This window comes from Citrobacter sp. Cpo045, from assembly GCF_030332875.1.
GTDB lineage: Bacteria > Pseudomonadota > Gammaproteobacteria > Enterobacterales > Enterobacteriaceae > Citrobacter > Citrobacter portucalensis.
On sequence record NZ_JAOWGZ010000086.1, the window covers coordinates 327,531 to 345,342 of the forward strand.

Sequence of the window (17,812 nt, forward strand, 5' to 3'; positions counted from 1 at the left end):
GGATGAGCAACGACGCACTCATACAAACTATCGTCACTGGCAGTGATCCGCGTAATCTGCCGGAGTTCATCGCTATTCGCGAGGAAATCAACAAGGCTAGCCACCCGTCTCAGCCGGAAATGAACTGGAGGCTGGTGGAATCGCTGGCGCTGACAATTTTTAAGGCTAATGGCGTGGATTTGCACACGGTCACTTACTACACCCTGGCGCGTACCCGCACGCAGGGGTTGGTCGGTTTTTGTGAAGGAGTCGAACTGCTGGCGGCAATGATTACCCATGAATGGGACAAATTCTGGCCGCAGGGTGGATCTGCTCGTACTGATATGCTGGACTGGCTTAACACCCGTAGCGGAAATATCCTGCGCCAGCAGACCTCCTTTGCGGAAAGCGACCTGCCTCTGCTGTACCATACCGAACGGGCCTTACAGCTTATCTGTGACAAACTCCAGCAGGTGGAGCTTAAACACCCGCCGCGTGTGGAGAATCTGCTTTATTTTGTACAGAACACGCGCAAACGGCTGGAGCTGCAACCCCGGAATAATACAGATGCTGTCCCACAGGCCACCGTCAGAACGCTGGTCTATGCCCCGGAAAGTAATGCGCCCATGGCTACTGAGACACTCTCTTCTCTCCCCGAATTGCCGGAGATGAGGGTGGAAGTCCGTGGTCTGGCGGATAATGGGTGTATTGCCGATCAGGGCAGTCCGGTGAAAGGTTTTATGGCCGGTATCGCCGCTACTGCGGTTATCGCCGCAGTACTCTGGTGGTGGCAGGTGTACCCGATGCAACAGCAACTGGCACAGGTCAGGGATACGGCACAGGGCGCGGCAACGGTCTGGCTGACATCACCGGACCTGGACAGTTACGGACAACAGTTGCAACTGCTGCCTGATACATCGCCATTACAACTGCTGGAGACCGGGATGCAGATGATGCGCACAGCGGACACTCGCTGGCCGGAAAGCCTGCAACAACAACAGGCCTCTGCTCAGTGGAGTGAAACCCTGAAAACTCGAGCACAGAACAGTCCACAGCTACGGGGCTGGTTACAGACTCGCCAGGATTTACACGCCTTTGCTGACCTTGTGATGCAGAGCGAGAAAGAAGGACTGACACTTTCTTATATAAAAAATGTCATCTGGCAGGCCGAGCGTAGGCTGGGGCAGGAGACACCGCTGGAATCATTACTGACGCAGTACCATGACGCTCGGACACAGGGTCAGAACACGCAGGCGCTGGAAAAACAGATTAATGAGCGACTGGACGGCGTGTTAAGCCGCTGGATGCTGCTGAAAAACGGCGAAATGCCGGAAGCGACAACTGAAATCAAATCCGGAAAATAACGACGAAATAAAAGGAGTTTACTATGGCAAATCCGGTTTATATGACATTGAACGGCGACCTTCAGGGGCTGATCTCCGCAGGCTGTTCTTCCATGGCCTCCATTGGCAATAAAGCGCAGATTACGCATACGGATCAGATTATGGTGCTGGGTTTGTCCCACGCACTGACTCGCGCACAGAATGTGAATCATCAGACGCTGGTGATCCAGAAGCCGGTGGATAAATCCTCCCCGTTACTGACTAAAGCCATCAGTGAGAATGAGTGTCTGACCTGCGATTTTGAGTATTATCGCACCAACCGCTTTGGCATTAATGAACTGTATTACAAAGTGAAGCTGATTAATGCCCGTATCGCCAGCATCAAGCATGTTGTGCCGCACACCATTAATAACAGCCAAGGGCAACCGGAAGAATCATTGTCACTGAGTTATGAAAGTATTACCCAGGAGCACTGTATTGCTGGAACCAGCGCCTATAGCTTGTGGGAGGAGCGGCTTTTCTGAGGAATATACATTGTGAAGAGTATTTATTTCGATCCAACCATCATTGCAGCTCTTGTCTGCAAAAATATCTGGGGTCTATAGCAAAAGTCGAAGTTGTCTGGTTAATCCCCGCATAGATATTCTACGCGGTCAATGGCATTATCTGTCAGCAAAAAAGGTGAGCCGTACACCCTGAAATTTTCATATCGATGGCTACCGTCGCAAATTATCGGCGGTAGCCAGGACGGATTACTGGTAACGGTTCACCAGGTCTTTAACCATTGATGCATAGGTTTTTTGCTTAAGCTGCGAAAATTGCCTTTCAGCAGTTGCTTCTGTGGCATTTTTTTTTCCGGGCAGTGGTAGCAGCATTTTATCTTCATAATTGACCGGCGACCAGGTAGCCCATTCACCAGTTGCCACGTCCACTAGAGTGAAACGCACCAGATAACGTAGTGATGTATTGTCGGTTAGTTTTTCATTTTTATAATCTGACCAGACCATGTTTTTTGTCGCAGCGTCATATTTGCCTGACTGCAATGTATCCTGATAAACGATGATTGCTTTCTGATGACCTTTCGCGGCGACATAACGCAGAGCCTGCATCCAGTTCATGTTTTCTACAACAGCAATATCCTGGCTCTCGTCTTTATTTTTATCTTTATTACAAGTCACGGTCTTTTGCCTGTCCGGGATACCGGAGAAGGTTGCGACGGTATAATATCGACTCATTTCCTGCTGCATGATGGCTTCCGGTGCTCGGCTACCGGACTGTACCAGAATAACAGGCGAACTCAGAGGTACGCGAAATACATTCCCTTCCAGCGCAGCCTGGATCTCCTCTTCGGACACCGCCAGCGTAGTTTCATTGCCAAAAATATCCTTGTCCGTCAGTTGCTGTGCTGAAGCAGTCTTACTTACGCCGTTCTCTGTCCGTGCCCCTGCTTTCTTTGCATCAATAGGAGAGTGTGGCGCGCAGCCAGCCAGCAGAAATACTGCTGTACATAAAAATACTGCTGACCTGGAATTCATATTTGCATCCTCAATGGCGTCAGGTGTTTCCTGCAATTATTTATCTGAAAACTCAAACTGAATTATACACATGAAATAAAGACCTAAAAAGAGAATTGCTGTTTATTAAAACATTCGGTTAAATAATAATTGTTGGTTTTGTATGTATTATTTAAATATATGCAATCCTATTGCAGAGTACAGTTTATCCGTGTGGGGCTGGCTGGCAGTATTATTGGGAGAATTATAACAGTACGAAGAGTTTTTAGGGGGGGCAATATTCGGGAGTAAAACTATATTATTGCCTTAACACTAATATTGGTTTGTTCTCCTGAATGAATTTAAGCCAGGAATAAATGATGAAAACTCTGGAATATACAACATCAGAGTAAGACAAGAAGCGCCTCATTCGGATCAGATTTTAAGGTTTCGGGTATACAGGTGGGGTGGCGGTGTGTCTCAACGTCCTGGATTCGCCCATGCTCTTGAGTGTTGCCGAGAAAGGTAGATGCCAGCAGCTTACGCGCGACTTCTGCCAATCTAATTTGTGTATAAGAATAGACGAATTGGAGGTGAGCAGTTGGCGAAGTTCGATGAAGAGTCCGCTTCGCCAAAAGCAAAAAACCCGCCATAGGCGGGTTCTTCTAAATAGTGGTGCCGGACTCGGAATCGAACATCACCATACCTCATTGATTTATATGATTAAGAATTGTTTATGGTATTTTTTACCAACTTGTTTTTACCAACAAATCATAGCGTATGTCAATTTAAATCAATGATTTACTTAGCCACTCTGCAGTAGACATTGTTAGACATTAAGAGCGAAAAGCAGTAGAGATCTACTCTCTTGTATACCATTTCCACACACTCGAAAATAAAAGCACTTTTTGCTAAAAATTATAACATTTTGTTTTTTAAGGGTATTTTATGTGTGTTTGTGGATTATATCTTAACTTTTATATTAAAGCTAGTGTTTTTTTTAAGTTGCTTATTGATTGTTACCTTCGAAATATAAGATAATAACGTCTCCAAAATAACAGAGAGGAATTATATGAAAAAGACAAAAAGACTTATTAGACTTAAAGAGGTGATCGAGAAAACTGGCTATTGCAGAGCGTGGATTTACAGACTGATTAAAGATAACAGTTTCCCCGCTCCGGTAAAGATTGGTGAGAGATCTATTGCTTTTATTGAAAGTGAAGTTGATCAGTGGATAGATAGCAAGATATTCAATTCACGTAATAAAGCCGCCTAAAATCATTATCAGCTATTGGATTTATACTTAACATATTTATTGTTGAAGTATAAAAGTTCAAAAATCGAGCGCAAAGCGTTTCAGAGCTAAATATGAAAAACATAAGCAATTAAAATAATACAAACCATCAGTGTGGCTTGTATTATTATTGTTTTTTCTGTAATAAATACCTTCTGTAATATGCGATAGCACTGTTTTGAGTTGTATTCATTCTTTCTGCAATTTCTTTCCATTTTAATCCCGACTCTCTTAAACTAAAAGCAAGATTTCGTTTCTCTTCGGCCTCTTTCTCGTATTCATCACGAGGTAAAGAAATGTATCTTTTTACTGTTGAAACCGACACGCAGAATTTTTTTGCCATCTCTTTTTGTGTCATTGGTCTTTTAACCCTTTTATTTACTATCATAATTCCTCCAGAAATTTAATTAGTTCTTTTGTTTTTCTTGGTGCTGTGTTTTTCCTTGCCCGTGCAGACTGAATTTCAGAAAATCGACTTTGGGAAAAATTTCTCCATGTCCATTTGCAAATACTTTTACAAATTTGGTTAACTTCATTATGTGATAATAGATCGTTAACATTACAATGGTTGTTTAACATAATTGCACGAGAAAGAATATGCTCATAAAAATCATAATATGTTTTGTTTGCTTTATATTTTAAAAAATCTTTATAAGATAAAATTCTTAAATCTTCAAATAAATTAACATTACGGCCTAAACCATATACTGGACTTGGTTTAGTATTTTTAGTAATTCTAATATCAGGCACAAAATCTGCTAAATAATCTAAATCATATTCTGGAATGTTTGTCCAGGTACTTCTCCATTCATTTATATTGATAGGGTTTTTCATTAAAATATCAGCATAGGCTCTGTCTGCGTCCAGTCTTTCCGTAAAACCTCGCTGAACAATTGAGGCTAATCGCAACGGCTTTATTCTTGCAAAGTCAGTCTTCAGAACTGGGTTCTTTAAAGCATAAAGTAGGTGTGCGTGACCGTTTTTGGTATTTTGAATTATTATATTAGGTTTGGGTAAGTCAGCTAAATCCCAGGCAATTGCTCCATTTTGATGGTCTACATCGAAGACCAAACCATTTATAAATGACTTATTATTAAAAGCAATGTATTTTTTTAATAGTGCTTTATCTTTGGGGCTTCTGTAAACACCATCATTAAAATCGTCACAGCACAAAGCGTATTTTTGAATTTTATTTTCAAATTTTTCTATGTTATATATCTCTTGTTCTAATAGCATTTTACATTTCCTTTGAGTAATTACTCCTTTTTGATAGTTAGTGAAACTTTTCAAATATGAGTCTTGTTGTTAGTTTTATTTTTTAATAATACATTTAAAAATATTGTCAAGTGGTTAATAAGCCATATCAGATATTATGTTTTATTGTGGCTCAATTTTATAAGGGAAAACAATATATGTCTTTTTTGTGTAAAAGGTTGTTATGAGTGATTAAGTAGGTTCTGATGATGTAAATAAAAAGAATAAATATAAGTAAGAGGGATGGTATTTATTTTGATAATTATGTTTATTAATGAAATGAAAGTTATAGAATACCATGAGGAATTGTTAATAGAATTAAGTGCGAGTGAGCTTAAATGTGCTTTTAAGTGATGTTTATTTACCCTTAATAGAATTGGATTATCATAATATAAAACGTCTCAAAATAATTTACAGGACATATAAGAGTGAATGTAAGAGGAACGTTGAAATTAAAACTAAATATGAGATCGGAAACTGTATTCGATCCGTTCGTTAGCGTTTCATACTGAGAGACTAACACACATATCCTGCGACGCGTAGAAAAAGTACAATAAGACAGAAAAAAGTGGATAGAGGAGAACAGGCACGATTTTTCAAAAACACACCCCAGATACATGACATCATCATATCTTTATTATGGTAATATACAAGACCAAAACAAGAGGGTTAAATAAATGCACATTTTTGAATTTAAAACAACACATAGATTTACAGAACATGAGATTATGAATTACTTAAAAAGCAAAAAAATAAAAGATTTAGATCACTTTAATGTTGAAGTGCTTATTGAACAAATAGCAAAGAATGAAGGGATTGATTATTACGATATTATCCATCCCAATGATGAAGAAAAAAAAGAAATTATTGAAGAGGCACGGATTGTTTTAGATGAAATAAGAAGAGGAGTAAGAATAGAAAAAGGATTTGAATATTTGAAAGAATAAAACGGTTTAACAGGTGGAAGGTTCACTTTGTTCTCCTTCCACCTTTGCCAGTGTGCGGGGCGTTCCAAGCCGTCAAGGGTTCGCTATCGCCGCTACGCGCCCTTGACTGCTTTCCTCTTAAAATAATTAATAACCCTGAATATAAAAACAGCCGACAAGTTGTCAGATGAGTTTGTGAGAATTAAAAAAAATCTTATTTTAATCTATCACTTTGGTTTTTTTAGAACTTTTTGAATGTTCGTGCTATTTTCTTATCTTTTCTTTCTTTGAGTTCGTTTTCTGCCCACGCAATTATTCCATTTTTAAAGTCTTCACTCTGATGCTCAAAATATGTCAGCAATCCAACCAGTTTCTTAAAGTTGTTATATTGTGGAATATCATACTTTAAAATTTCAGCCATAATTGCCTTAATGTTTTTGGCTTCCGCCTGTTTCTTTAAGTACTTTTCTTTTTGCTCTAATCGTGCGAGTTCACGCTTTAATCGCTCTTTTTGTTGGTTTAAGTCCATACATTACCTCTTTTTGTAATATTTATTCTTTATCCTTGACTGATTTTTGTCTTTCTTTGATTTTTTCATTAATTATCTTTATGAAATACTCTTTCACTTCATTTAAATACTCATCACCTCTGGTTTCATATTCTTTTTTATTTATAGTAAATGCGGGGTAATAAAATTTATTTTTTAAGTCTTTTATTGCCATAGTAAAATAACTACTGTTTATATGTTTGGTTTTTCTATATTGATATTGTGTTTTAAAGAAATTGAAAAAATTCTCTCTGAAAGCCCTTTGTTCTACCTGTTCCCAAGTTTTAACTCTGTAAGTTGCTGAATTTGCAAAAATACGACCGTTGTTTTCTTTTAAGCAAAGGAAATAATGATCTTTTATTTCTTTCGCACATATATTGATGTTGTTTCTTTCCATTTTATAACTCCTGTTTTAATATTTCATTATGTTCAATACATCTAAAAATAATAAAGTCAATTTTTATGTCATTTTATTTGATTTTATTGAAAAAGTTTTTATTAAATAAATAAGGCACGAAGTGGCGAACGAAGAGAGCAACATTTTAGTGTTAGCTAATAATGCCCACTTATACATTCCCCTTCGGGTAATGTGTGGTCCCTGCGGGGCTGTGTGCTTCGCACTAACGGCAAGCCGTGAAGCGGGAGGCTTACCTGCCGCCCAGTCGAAGACTCAATGCCAGCGGCAAAGGTTGCACGATAAAATGAAAATTATGAATATAATAAAGGAGGCCAAAATATGGCAATATTTCACCTAAGTTTTAAGGTGCTTACACGTATAACAAAAGAGGGTAAAAGTAAAAGCTCCGTTTATTTGGCTGCTTACAATTGCCGCATAAAATTGACAGACGAAAAAACAGGCAAGATATTCAACTACACTAAAAAACAAGATCTGTATAAAAGCGGTATTTTATTACCAGAGTCGGCCCCTGCTCGTTTCCGTCATCGTTCCCAACTTTGGAATGAAGTTGAAAAGATGGAAAAAAGGAAAGACTCCCAATTATGCCGTTATTTTATTATTGCCCTACCCAAAGATATTACACCGGAAAAAAATGAAGAGCTTTTAAAGAGGTATTTAAATAGTTATTTCGTTGAGAAAGGCATGATTGCAGATTATGCAATACATGATATAGGAAGTGGAAATCCACATGCTCACGTTATGCTCACGATGAGAAAGGTTAATAAAAATGGTTTTTTAAACAAAAAAGCCAGAGAATGGAATGACCCAAGACTTGTTGAGGTGTGGCGTAGATCATGGGCTGTTTTAGTAAATAAAACATTAAGGGACAATAACATTGCTGACACAATAACAAATCTCAGTCACCTTCGACAAAAAGAATTGTTCATATACAAGGCAAAAGAAGAGATTAAAAAAGGAGATTTAAAAAAAACAGAACAGTTTATTAACGGTGTAAATATCTTAAACATGAAACCACCACGAAAAAGAAGAAATCGTAATTTATATATTAATTTAAAAAATAATGCAATCAAAACTAATGGAATAAGAGATAGATTGAGACAACAACTAAAGCAAATAGAAGAAAACCAGAAAAAAAATACTTGGCTCGGCTTGCTTTTTTGTAAAATCACGTTAAGTATTATTAGTCCTGGTCGTGAAAGTAAAAATAATTATAAAGTCACCGACGTTGAGTTTTATAAAAATATGAGAATCGAAAAAGAAGACATAAAGGAAAATTTAGAACTTGAACAATATATAGAAGAAGAAATTAAAAAAGGAGATTACTATGAGTTTAATAAGAAAAACCACATACCACACACCGCTAAACGGCTTGGAATTAGAAACAAATAGGAAAAGAATTGGAGTATATGTGGATGAAATTGGAAAGAAATGGAAAGTTGAATTTTTATTGAGAGATTCAGAACAAGAATTGAAAGACAAGAAGGAGAGGGAATTTAATAGGAGAGAGGTTCAGAACAAAAAGAGAAAATGAGCATAAGAAATAATCTTCATGTGTTGGGAGAGGAGAACTCGTTTTGCTTCTTGAACTTACATACAGGAAAAGGTAATTGTATACAAAAAAAAGCATACCACCTTTAAAATGTCAAGGAACATGATATAAATTAAAAATAAAAGGTTATCTATACCAAACTACCTTATCCATTTTAAGGGATGCTTTTATTATTGCAGGAGAAATGTTACAAAACCGAAAAAATAAAAAATAAAATAAACGGATATGTTGCTATTCCGATTTACAGTCTGAAAGTAAAGTATATGACAATTCCAAATATACCTTAAAGACCTGTTACGTGCTTCATTTGCGCTACTGTTCTTCCAAAGTGACTCTTAACATTTGTTTCTGTTCGGCATGACATGTGGATCTACGGTAGCAGCATCAATGGCTGTGCTTTGCAAAATGGGGAGATTGCCTTAATATCCTCTTAACATAAAATTATATCGGTCTGTAAACTGTAATCATAAGGGCCTATACATAATATATGTGTATAGGCCTTTTGTTTTATTTTTACTTTGAGGTTATATATTCTTTGGTGTTATCATTTTTATCTCTTAACACTAATTTCAGACTCGAGTTATAAGCATTTAGACCATTATTAGTAGTTGTTCCATCGAGATATAGATTCATTTCCAACCCTATTCTTTTGTCATAGTTAGAAATAGCATCGTAGACGTATTTCGCCTCATCTCGGTCTTTAAATTTTATTAAACACGGGGCCTGGTTATTTATAGCAGTTATACTTATATATAAACGGCCCGCACCAACGAATCTATTTATTGAATTTGGATCTTCACTTCCGTTATTGCAGAATGCGCTATAATTCGTTTTTGACAAATCTAGGGTGTTATTTGAAACATCGAAGCCAGAAGCTAAACTACCTCTCCCATCAACCTCCGCTCCGACATAAGAATCCATTTCTTTTCTTGTCATTCCCATAAAATTAGTGTTTTTTGAAAGGCTACTTATTATTGCAGGGTATTTAATAAAAATAGGCTCTCCTTTTTTAAACTTGCTAAACTCTGATTTTATTCTTTCTAATTCACTCGCTTTAATATCTTCTTTTTTAAAAGGGTCGCTCTCGTTATTATACGCTGAGCTGAAGTATTCCAAATATTTTTCATCTGTCAAATTATAGTTACCATTAACAGTGTCAAATATTACTAAGTCATTCTTACTGACTAAGTGATAACTATCATCACTCATTGCTTTCATTTTGTTAAATATTTCTTCTGTTTTTTTGCTCTCTTTTTCTTTTTTCTCTATTTCTGACTTTTCTCTATCTGCCTTTTCTTTTTCTCTTTCAGCTTCTTTTTTTCTCGTTGATTCAATTAATGCGGCTTGCTTTTCAGTTGGTTTTACATCCTTATTCTCTATTATGTTTTCATTTCTTATTAGTTCAATAACACTACTAACAACATCATTTCGAGATATTATTGAGGTGACGCCATCATTTTCAGATAGTTTTACCCTTATAGGGGTGGCATTGTAAAATTCAACTGCGCTATCCGTTGCAGGATGCATTTTGAAATTATATTCACATACTTGGATATCTTTGTTTTCACTTTTTATGGCCTTTCCTTCTATATCAATAGTAGCACCGCTTTCCAGTGATACCTTGTCATACATCATTGGGAATATTTTAGTAAAGCCCAATATAATACTCGATTTAATGTCATCGGTGACAGAGGTCGTATTACAATCTATTTTATCATTACATCCAGATAAGAATATAATAAAAGCTAATGCAAAGAGTTTTTTCATGATGGTTTCCGGTTTATATACAGAAAAGGTGGTTGTATGAAAAAACACCACCTCTGAACTGTTAATGGACACAAAATAACTGAAAAATGAAAAGATTATCTATACCAAACTACCTTATTTTTTTTAAAGAGTGCTTTTATTATCGCAGGGAAAAACGTTACGAAAATGAAAATTACAACACCTACAAGAAAACCAGCAATCCAAAATGTTTTTAAACCTATGAGTGTTCCGAAAGAAAAACCTATGAGAAGCCCAAACATACCAAATAACGTTAGCATTGGTTTCATTTGTTCTGCTGCTCTTTCAAAGTGACCTTTAAAAGTTGTTTCTTTTTCGGCATGGCATTTGGGGCACACGGTCGCATCATCGCTGACAGTGCTTTTACAAAATGGGCAGATTGCCATAGTATCCTCTTTATTAAGTTAACATGAGTCTATGAGTAATGTTATGGATAGATATTTTGTTTTAATTGCGTTGATTAATATCGTTTTTTACCCATGTTCTTTATTATGTCATCTGTTGCTTTATCTAATTCTTGCATTTGTGCTTTCTGTAAGTTTTGACAATTATCTATTATAGTGTCTGATGGGTTAGTTACCTTTTGACATTTTATGACCCACTTTTCCATTAATTCATGATTGCCAGTAAAGTCACTAACACTATATGATGAATCGCAAGCGCTGAGGAGAAAAACGGCGACTAATAATATATATTTATTCATTGTTAACTCCATTTTATTATTAAGTGATAACTATTGTTTTTATTTATTTAAAATCTTGGCAGGTGATAACGATATTTGATTGCTCGCTCCACCAACATTATCTATAAGTACAAACCCTTTTACTGTAACTACATCGCCAACGTTATATTTTTTAAGATCATCATATTTAACAAATGCACCTGCCTTACATGCCCTATATCCACTTGATATAATCCCTGAGTCGAAAATAAAAACAGCTTGTGTGCCTTTAAAATCTGGATCTCCAGTAAAACGTGGTCCAGCTTGTGCTACATTAATTATCTTATCTGTAAACTCAATGTATTTACTATCCCACTTGTCATTTGCCATATACTGATTTTTTTGAAAATCTGAACAAATTGCTTTTAAGGATGTTTTTGTGAACGACTTTTCGTCTAATTCATTTTTCTTTGAATTAGTAATGTTTGGTATTGAAATTTTATTTAGCCCCTCTGATAAAGAATTATATGAGCTTTGAAGTTGTTGGCAACCCGATAAAATAAAAGAAGAAACTAGAACAAGCCCGGTAATTTTTTTTACTTTAACCACAACGTTGATCCCCATAATGTAAATCCCCATTCCAATGTGTCTTACCTCTCGCTCGCTCGAAAAGCATAACATCAGAAAGGAGCTTCTCAATAGCAATGATCGATAAAAAGGATCAATAAGTATCTATTGATAGGTTATGACGATTAAGTCAGTGGTCATCGATCGGTAACTGCATCGATAATACCGATCGATAAATGTTATATGATAGTTATTGTCTATCATTATTTTGGTTTTGATCGTTTTAAACGATACTGGAAGGGGGAGATTTAATTGAGTTATGTCAGATGATTATGGAAATGCTTTCCTGTTTTGATTGGTTTTACACAGAATCCAGGCTTTTTGGGATAGGGGGGCTATTCAGAAGATAGTCAGCAACGAACAGTTGGAATGATACAGGGTGGCAACGTGGGAGTGCGAAAGTGTCTTTTTGATGAGGGAGTACCAAGTGCTCCTCCCTCCTGTTATTTTTAATTATTTGTTCTTGCAAAATCAAAAGGCATAATATGTTTTTCCTTATTAGCATCGAGATAATCAGCCCACCACTGCAACATTAATCGACGCTGTGTTATATGTTTTGCTTTATGGGTATAAGCAGCCCTGACATTGTTTTGCTCTTTGTGGCTCATTTGTCTTTCAATAGCATCTTCTGTCCATATACCAGACTCAACAAGAGAACTACAAGCCATTGTGCGGAAACCATGACCGCATATATCCTTTTGGGTGTCATAACCCATTTGACGAAGAGATTTGTTGATTGTGTTTTCGCTCATTGGTTTACGATAATCATGAGCACCAATAAATATTAGACCTTTCCCATCAGAAACATCATGGCTAATATCTTTTAACTCTTTAAGTATTTCTATTGACTGTCTGCACAGGGGAACATAATGCGGTATGCGCATTTTTGAACCTCGTTCTGAAAACTTGACGTTTTCTATTTCTTCCCTTTCAGTTGGAATAACCCATAAGGCATTTTTAAAATCTATTTCTGGCCATCTGGCGAAGCGTAATTCACTTGACCTGATAAATACAAGCATCGTGAGCTTTAAAGCCAATATCGTTAATCTACGGCCATTATAAGCATCAATACGAGCAAGTAGATCGGGTATCTGTTCAAGTTCAAGCGCTGGGTAATGCGTTCTTTTAGGTGTGATTAACGTACCGCCAAGTTCATTAGCGGGATTATGGGTAATCATATCTTCCTGAACGGCATAACGCATGATAGCTGTGATCCGCTGTTTCAGACGTGAAGCGGTTTCGTGCTGACCTTTGGCCTCAATTTTACGCAAGGGCCGAAGCAGATCGCGAGTGGTCAGCTTCGTAATATCTTTTGAACCAATTGTGGGGAAAAGATGATTGATGAGGCTGTTTAAAATTCGTTCACTATGTTGAGGTATCCAGCGCTCACTAACGGACATCTTATCGTGCCAGACGCGCGCGACAGCTTCAAACGTAAAATCACCGCGCTCCTCAGCCTTTACAGCCTTTTTTTGTTGGAGTGGATCAATTCCATCAGCTAACAGAGATTTCACCTCTACGAGCTTTGTGCGAGCTTCTGCGAGGGGAACATTGGGATACGTGCCGAGAGAAAAGACTTTCTGCTTACCATCATAGCGATAAGCAACCTGCCAATACTTCGACCCGTTAGGATGCACCAACAGATACAACCCCTTTCCATCAGATAGCTTGACCTGCTTGCCGGAAGGCCTGGCGTTTTTTACAGCAATATCAGTTAAACGCATGACAAGTCCCCTTGCCCAAATGTTGGTAAAAAACTCATCGAACTGAGTTTACCAGCTTTTTTACCAACAAAAAGGGAGCGATACCAGTAGATTTTAACTAACGGTAGTAGACGTGGTGAAGGGTATAACTTATTGACTTTATAAAGCAAAACGGACGTCAGTAGACGCCCGTTTCTAAATAATTGGTGCCCGGACTCGGAATCGAACCAAGGACACGGGGATTTTCAATCCCTTTAAAACTGCTGTGAAAAGCAGCAAGACAAAGTGCCAAAGTGGCTAGTTTTTATCTAAGCCCCTTACTTCTGGGTCAAAAACGGCCACATGCTAGTATGTTTCTAAACGATTGGCCATGCTTATGTCTGAACTTCTACTGTGATGGTTCTACCAAGATGCTACCTTTTCAATGTATGAAGTGAAGGGTACTTTTTGATCGTAAGAATTATGATAAACTTTCGGGCATTAGAATTGTATGTTCTCTAAACCTTCAAGGACGGACACTACCCATGAGCAAAAGAGAGTTTGTCGGTACAACAAACATTACTCATGCTGGTATCAAGAAGCTTTTTACTCGCTGGAAGGATGAACCTTCGCAGGCGGTTGTCGAACTAGTAGCAAATGGATTCGATGCAGGAGCCAGTAAGGTTGATGTCCAAATCAAACGTAATGATCTTGGAGGGCTGGAATCTGTATCGGTGTTAGATAATGGTTCCGGCATTAATATTGATAAATGCGAAGAACATTTTTCAAGGTTTAATGAGTCCCTTAAACAAGGAAATGATGATTTACAAGGTGCTCATGGTAAGGGACGCTTATCCTTTCATTTGTTTAGCCAGGAAGCAATTTGGTTTACCCGTTATCAAGGGCACGACTTTAAGATTACGATAAATAGCGAAAGCCTTCGAGATTTTAAGGTTGTAGAGCTTCTTGAATCAGAACAACATGCATCCTTAAGAAATTTGAAAAATGGAACATGTGTTGTTTTACGGCATTTTACCAAAAATTTGCCTGGTAATGATCCTATCATCAAGAAACTGCAAAATAATTTCGGCTGGCGACTGTCATTAAATAAAAATAGAAAACTTTTTCTAAATGATGTTGAAATCAGTGTTCCTCTGAATGTATCTATTGAAAAAAATATTGAATTTGACAATTTCACCTTTAATGTCTTGTTTATTCGCTGGGTAAGTAAGCCTGGTGTTGAAAAATCATATAATTATCTTGTTAATAATCAAGGCAGAATTGTTTTTCGAGAGTTAAGCAGTTTTAACCATAAGCCAAGTTTTTATCTTAGTACCTATACTCGTTCTGATTGGGTGGAGCTTTTTGATATTCATGATTCTAGTTTGAACTTTAGTGACGAGAAAAAAGTCAGTATTAGTTCTGATGAATATAGAAAATTGAAATCAGAAATTCAAAAGATAGGAAAGGAAATTTATGATAATTTCTTAAAAGAGTTTGTGGATGAAAAAATATTTGAGTATGAAGAAAAAGGATATTTTCCATCTTATTCTAATCTTTTAGAAGTGGATGCTCAATGGAGAATGCAGACCATAAAAAACACAATAAGTAGCATTTATTATGCTGATCCATCGATCTTCTCAAATTTAAAATCCAAACAAGCTAAGATTCTTATACATCTTATCGATAAATTAATAGTATCTAATGAAAATAGCGAGCTTTTTGATGTGTTAGAAAGCATCCTTGAATTAGATCATAAAAGCCTGTGTGAATTACAATCTCAAATAGAGAAAACATCACTTCAGAATATAGTTTCTACTATTGAAGTTTTGCAGCGTAGAGAGTCTGCTGTTCAGAAATTAAAGGAAGTTGTAGTAAGTCATCATGATAAGGTAAGAGAAACACCTGATCTACAACTTGTCATCGAGAATAATACATGGTTATTTGGCAATAAATATACCATGTTAGGTGCTGAGGAAGATGATTTTCAGAGAATAGCCTATAATTTGAGAAATCACGTTAAGGGCATAGATACACTTACATCAGATGATTTTGATCAAAATGATCTTGCTGATGGACTGGATATTGAAGGAGTCCGCAGACAGGTAGATCTCTTTCTTGCAAGACGACGAGTTGAGTTTAATGGCCGTGGTGAAAGCTACTTCCAATGTACGATTATAGAGATAAAAAAACCGAGTGTTTCTTTAAATGAAAAACATCTTAAGCAATTGAAAGATTACGCAAAAATAATTCTTCAGCACCCTGGTTTTTCGATGGAAAATATGAGGTTTGAGTTGATTCTTGTTGGCAGAAAAATATCCAGCTCTGATTTTGAAATTGGTGCTGCGTTAGAAACTGCGGAAGCACGAAATGAACCAGGCTTAGTGTTTGATGTGAAAAATGGCCGTATAAAAGGATATGTTAAAACTTGGGGTACTATATTCTCAGAGTTCGAGTTGTCTAATAATTATTTGCTTAATAAACTAAAGCTTAGAAGAGAGTATTTAGATAGTTTTGATGCTGAGGAGCTAATAAAAGAACTGCATGAACCGACTGAATAATTTTAATTGGTGATGTAATTAAATGGAAATTAAAGACAGTGATTACTACAGCATTAAAAAAGAGATAAGATTTTACGCCAGAGATATGAATCAATGGTGGAAGAATCTACAGAAAGACTCTGTGGCAGAATGGTTATTGCTTACAACTATTGGTTGCTGGGGGATACCTAACCACTTATTCCAAATGTTGGCATTCATTCTTACAATGTTATTTTTTACTGGTAAGCTCAAAGTTCTTCAGCGAAAGTATTCATTTGTTAAGTCAGAGAGGGTGATTTTAGGAAAGATCATGAATGATAATATTCCTGAAAAAGAAAGAGAGATGCTTATTTATCGGTTAGGTAAAATAAAGAAATTCAGGCGTAACAGAAATATCATTTTCATTCTCAAAAGGAATTGGCGTTTTATCTTTGGATATACTTTCTTGATGGTTTCTTTTGTCTATACTTTATAAGTAGATATGATAATTGAAATTTTAGATTGCAAAATAGACCAGCCAAATAGATTGCATTGACTGGTCGATCTTATAATGTCATATTTTAAAACGGGTCGTTTTCTGTGTCGGTTGAGTTATTTATGCATCTGAAAAGCTGACGGCTAGGCTTGTGTTTTTTATTCGAGTAGAATCGCATCGCAGATGCACAAAGAGATGAAACCTGTCTTGCTATGTTTTTCCCGAAGTTAACAAGAAGACCGTGCTTTATCTTCTCACCATCTGTTCTGACTTTAATGATAAAACTGAACTGATAAATGACTATGCCAGTGAGGTCATTACCAAACGTTACGCTGGCAGCCTTGTTTATTTCGCTTTCATAATCTCTCAGGTCAGTGTTAAGTCTTGCTGTTGCATCTACAAGTGCGTATTCTTTATCGATAATCATTACTTTCTCACTTATCATGTTAATGTGATTTAATCATCACTAATAATATGTTGTGATTTTAATTGCGATTATTCGGTTGTTTTGCCCTGTAATCCATTATCTGATGAATAATGTTCATGTGGGGTAACGCTTCCATAAAGTCAGACTGTTCAATCAGCGAAATGAGCGCGTTATCGATTTCAAACGTTGTATCCGATATTACCTCAACCAGCCTGATTCGGGACAGGGAAATAACAAACACGCCCGATGACGTACATCCGGCAAGAAACCACTCCGCATGACTGCAAAGCAGACGATAGGGGTGAATGGTGTGACTGGCTTTTTCATCGGTTCTGATACGCACCTGCGTCTGGTTAAGTATGGCGAGCGTCAGTCTGCTGAAATCACCGAACAGTGTGGGTTTCTGGCGCGGTTCCGGTAGCATAATCCTGTATGGCGAGGGACGTTCCCCGTCAAGCATCAGGCTCAGCAGTTTGGCGTCCATCGCGGGTAACAGACGGTCAAGATGTAGCAACCTCGCCAGTATCTTCATATCCCGTTCCGTGCGGCGACGAAAGTAATGTGAGGCAAGCTGATACACGCCGTTGCTCTGTTCAATATCAAGGTACGTCAGACGGACGTTGAAATCCCGTCGCAGCGTTCGCGTCGTCACTCCAAATTCCTCTGCCAGCGTCCCGATATGCAGCTTTTCACCCTGAAACAAACGGCTCAGGATGATGGAAAGGCGGGTTGCCAGTCTGTCATGTTCGTTTTCTTGTGTTATCAGCATCATACATCATTTCCGAATTTAGCCGGGAAATGATGCCAGCAGT

General features: G+C 37.4%; 19 protein-coding genes. 7 read left to right on the forward strand and 12 right to left on the reverse strand.

The window, feature by feature from the left end:
• Positions 1–2: 2 nt before the first annotated feature.
• Positions 3–1,343, forward strand: a complete 1,341-nt coding sequence (locus OGY13_RS08110) for a VasL domain-containing protein (protein WP_186412997.1) — start codon at positions 3–5, stop codon at positions 1,341–1,343.
• 23 nt (positions 1,344–1,366) lie between these two features.
• Positions 1,367–1,846, forward strand: a complete 480-nt coding sequence (locus OGY13_RS08115; protein WP_047408701.1) for an Hcp family type VI secretion system effector — start codon at positions 1,367–1,369, stop codon at positions 1,844–1,846.
• A 228-nt stretch (positions 1,847–2,074) separates the two neighbouring features.
• Here OGY13_RS08115 and OGY13_RS08120 read toward each other — a convergent pair whose 3' ends face one another.
• Complete coding sequence (locus OGY13_RS08120; protein WP_071445487.1) at positions 2,075–2,857, reverse strand: lipoprotein YafT; 783 nt, start codon at positions 2,855–2,857, stop codon at positions 2,075–2,077.
• Between the two features lie 1,030 nt (positions 2,858–3,887).
• Between OGY13_RS08120 and OGY13_RS08125 the strand changes: the two genes are divergently transcribed.
• Complete coding sequence (locus OGY13_RS08125) at positions 3,888–4,091, forward strand: helix-turn-helix transcriptional regulator (protein WP_134866889.1); 204 nt, start codon at positions 3,888–3,890, stop codon at positions 4,089–4,091.
• A 145-nt stretch (positions 4,092–4,236) separates the two neighbouring features.
• On the opposite strand, the gene OGY13_RS08130 is transcribed toward OGY13_RS08125, so the two are convergent.
• A complete protein-coding gene (locus OGY13_RS08130; protein WP_134866888.1) occupies positions 4,237–4,497 on the reverse strand; it encodes a helix-turn-helix domain-containing protein in 261 nt (86 codons plus the stop codon).
• Positions 4,494–5,345, reverse strand: a complete 852-nt coding sequence (locus tag OGY13_RS08135; protein ID WP_286637577.1) for a replication initiation protein — start codon at positions 5,343–5,345, stop codon at positions 4,494–4,496. The genes OGY13_RS08130 and OGY13_RS08135 overlap by 4 nt, the downstream gene beginning before the upstream one ends.
• Before the next feature lie 695 nt (positions 5,346–6,040).
• Between OGY13_RS08135 and OGY13_RS08140 the strand changes: the two genes are divergently transcribed.
• Positions 6,041–6,310, forward strand: coding sequence for a hypothetical protein (locus OGY13_RS08140; RefSeq protein ID WP_134866886.1), 270 nt, complete (start codon positions 6,041–6,043; stop codon positions 6,308–6,310).
• Between the two features lie 220 nt (positions 6,311–6,530).
• Here OGY13_RS08140 and OGY13_RS08145 read toward each other — a convergent pair whose 3' ends face one another.
• Both OGY13_RS08145 and OGY13_RS08150 read right to left on the reverse strand, forming a co-directional pair.
• Positions 6,531–6,818 carry a hypothetical protein gene (locus OGY13_RS08145; protein ID WP_134866885.1) on the reverse strand — a complete coding sequence of 96 codons (288 nt, stop codon included), beginning with the start codon at positions 6,816–6,818 and terminating at the stop codon, positions 6,531–6,533.
• Between the two features lie 22 nt (positions 6,819–6,840).
• A complete protein-coding gene (locus tag OGY13_RS08150) occupies positions 6,841–7,233 on the reverse strand; it encodes a hypothetical protein (RefSeq protein WP_134866884.1) in 393 nt (130 codons plus the stop codon).
• Positions 7,234–7,572: 339 nt separating this feature from the next.
• On the opposite strand from OGY13_RS08150, the gene mobQ reads away from it, so the two are divergent.
• Positions 7,573–8,643 carry a MobQ family relaxase gene (mobQ, locus tag OGY13_RS08155; RefSeq protein WP_134866883.1) on the forward strand — a complete coding sequence of 357 codons (1,071 nt, stop codon included), beginning with the start codon at positions 7,573–7,575 and terminating at the stop codon, positions 8,641–8,643.
• A 673-nt stretch (positions 8,644–9,316) separates the two neighbouring features.
• On the opposite strand, the gene OGY13_RS08160 is transcribed toward mobQ, so the two are convergent.
• The 5 genes from OGY13_RS08160 to OGY13_RS08180 form a co-directional block, all read right to left on the reverse strand.
• Entirely contained in the window at positions 9,317–10,570 is a 1,254-nt protein-coding gene (locus OGY13_RS08160) for a hypothetical protein (RefSeq protein WP_134866881.1), read from the reverse strand.
• A 95-nt stretch (positions 10,571–10,665) separates the two neighbouring features.
• On the reverse strand, positions 10,666–10,974 hold the full coding sequence (locus OGY13_RS08165; protein WP_134866880.1) for a hypothetical protein: 309 nt from the start codon (positions 10,972–10,974) through the stop codon (positions 10,666–10,668).
• A 74-nt stretch (positions 10,975–11,048) separates the two neighbouring features.
• On the reverse strand, positions 11,049–11,291 hold the full coding sequence (locus OGY13_RS08170) for an EexN family lipoprotein (protein WP_134866879.1): 243 nt from the start codon (positions 11,289–11,291) through the stop codon (positions 11,049–11,051).
• A 39-nt stretch (positions 11,292–11,330) separates the two neighbouring features.
• Positions 11,331–11,873, reverse strand: a complete 543-nt coding sequence (locus tag OGY13_RS08175) for a hypothetical protein (protein ID WP_134866878.1) — start codon at positions 11,871–11,873, stop codon at positions 11,331–11,333.
• A gap of 452 nt (positions 11,874–12,325) precedes the next feature.
• Positions 12,326–13,600 carry a tyrosine-type recombinase/integrase gene (locus OGY13_RS08180; RefSeq protein ID WP_134866877.1) on the reverse strand — a complete coding sequence of 425 codons (1,275 nt, stop codon included), beginning with the start codon at positions 13,598–13,600 and terminating at the stop codon, positions 12,326–12,328.
• A 503-nt stretch (positions 13,601–14,103) separates the two neighbouring features.
• Between OGY13_RS08180 and OGY13_RS08185 the strand changes: the two genes are divergently transcribed.
• Together OGY13_RS08185 and OGY13_RS08190 are read left to right on the forward strand one after the other, a co-directional pair.
• The gene (locus OGY13_RS08185) at positions 14,104–16,119 is read left to right on the forward strand and encodes an ATP-binding protein (RefSeq protein ID WP_286637579.1); all 2,016 of its coding nucleotides are present in this window, start codon (positions 14,104–14,106) and stop codon (positions 16,117–16,119) included.
• 22 nt (positions 16,120–16,141) lie between these two features.
• Complete coding sequence (locus OGY13_RS08190; protein ID WP_286637580.1) at positions 16,142–16,573, forward strand: hypothetical protein; 432 nt, start codon at positions 16,142–16,144, stop codon at positions 16,571–16,573.
• An 85-nt stretch (positions 16,574–16,658) separates the two neighbouring features.
• On the opposite strand, the gene OGY13_RS08195 is transcribed toward OGY13_RS08190, so the two are convergent.
• Together OGY13_RS08195 and OGY13_RS08200 are read right to left on the reverse strand one after the other, a co-directional pair.
• Entirely contained in the window at positions 16,659–17,000 is a 342-nt protein-coding gene (locus OGY13_RS08195; RefSeq protein WP_286637582.1) for a hypothetical protein, read from the reverse strand.
• A 58-nt stretch (positions 17,001–17,058) separates the two neighbouring features.
• Positions 17,059–17,772 carry a helix-turn-helix transcriptional regulator gene (locus OGY13_RS08200; RefSeq protein ID WP_286637584.1) on the reverse strand — a complete coding sequence of 238 codons (714 nt, stop codon included), beginning with the start codon at positions 17,770–17,772 and terminating at the stop codon, positions 17,059–17,061.
• Between the last annotated feature and the right edge of the window lie 40 nt (positions 17,773–17,812).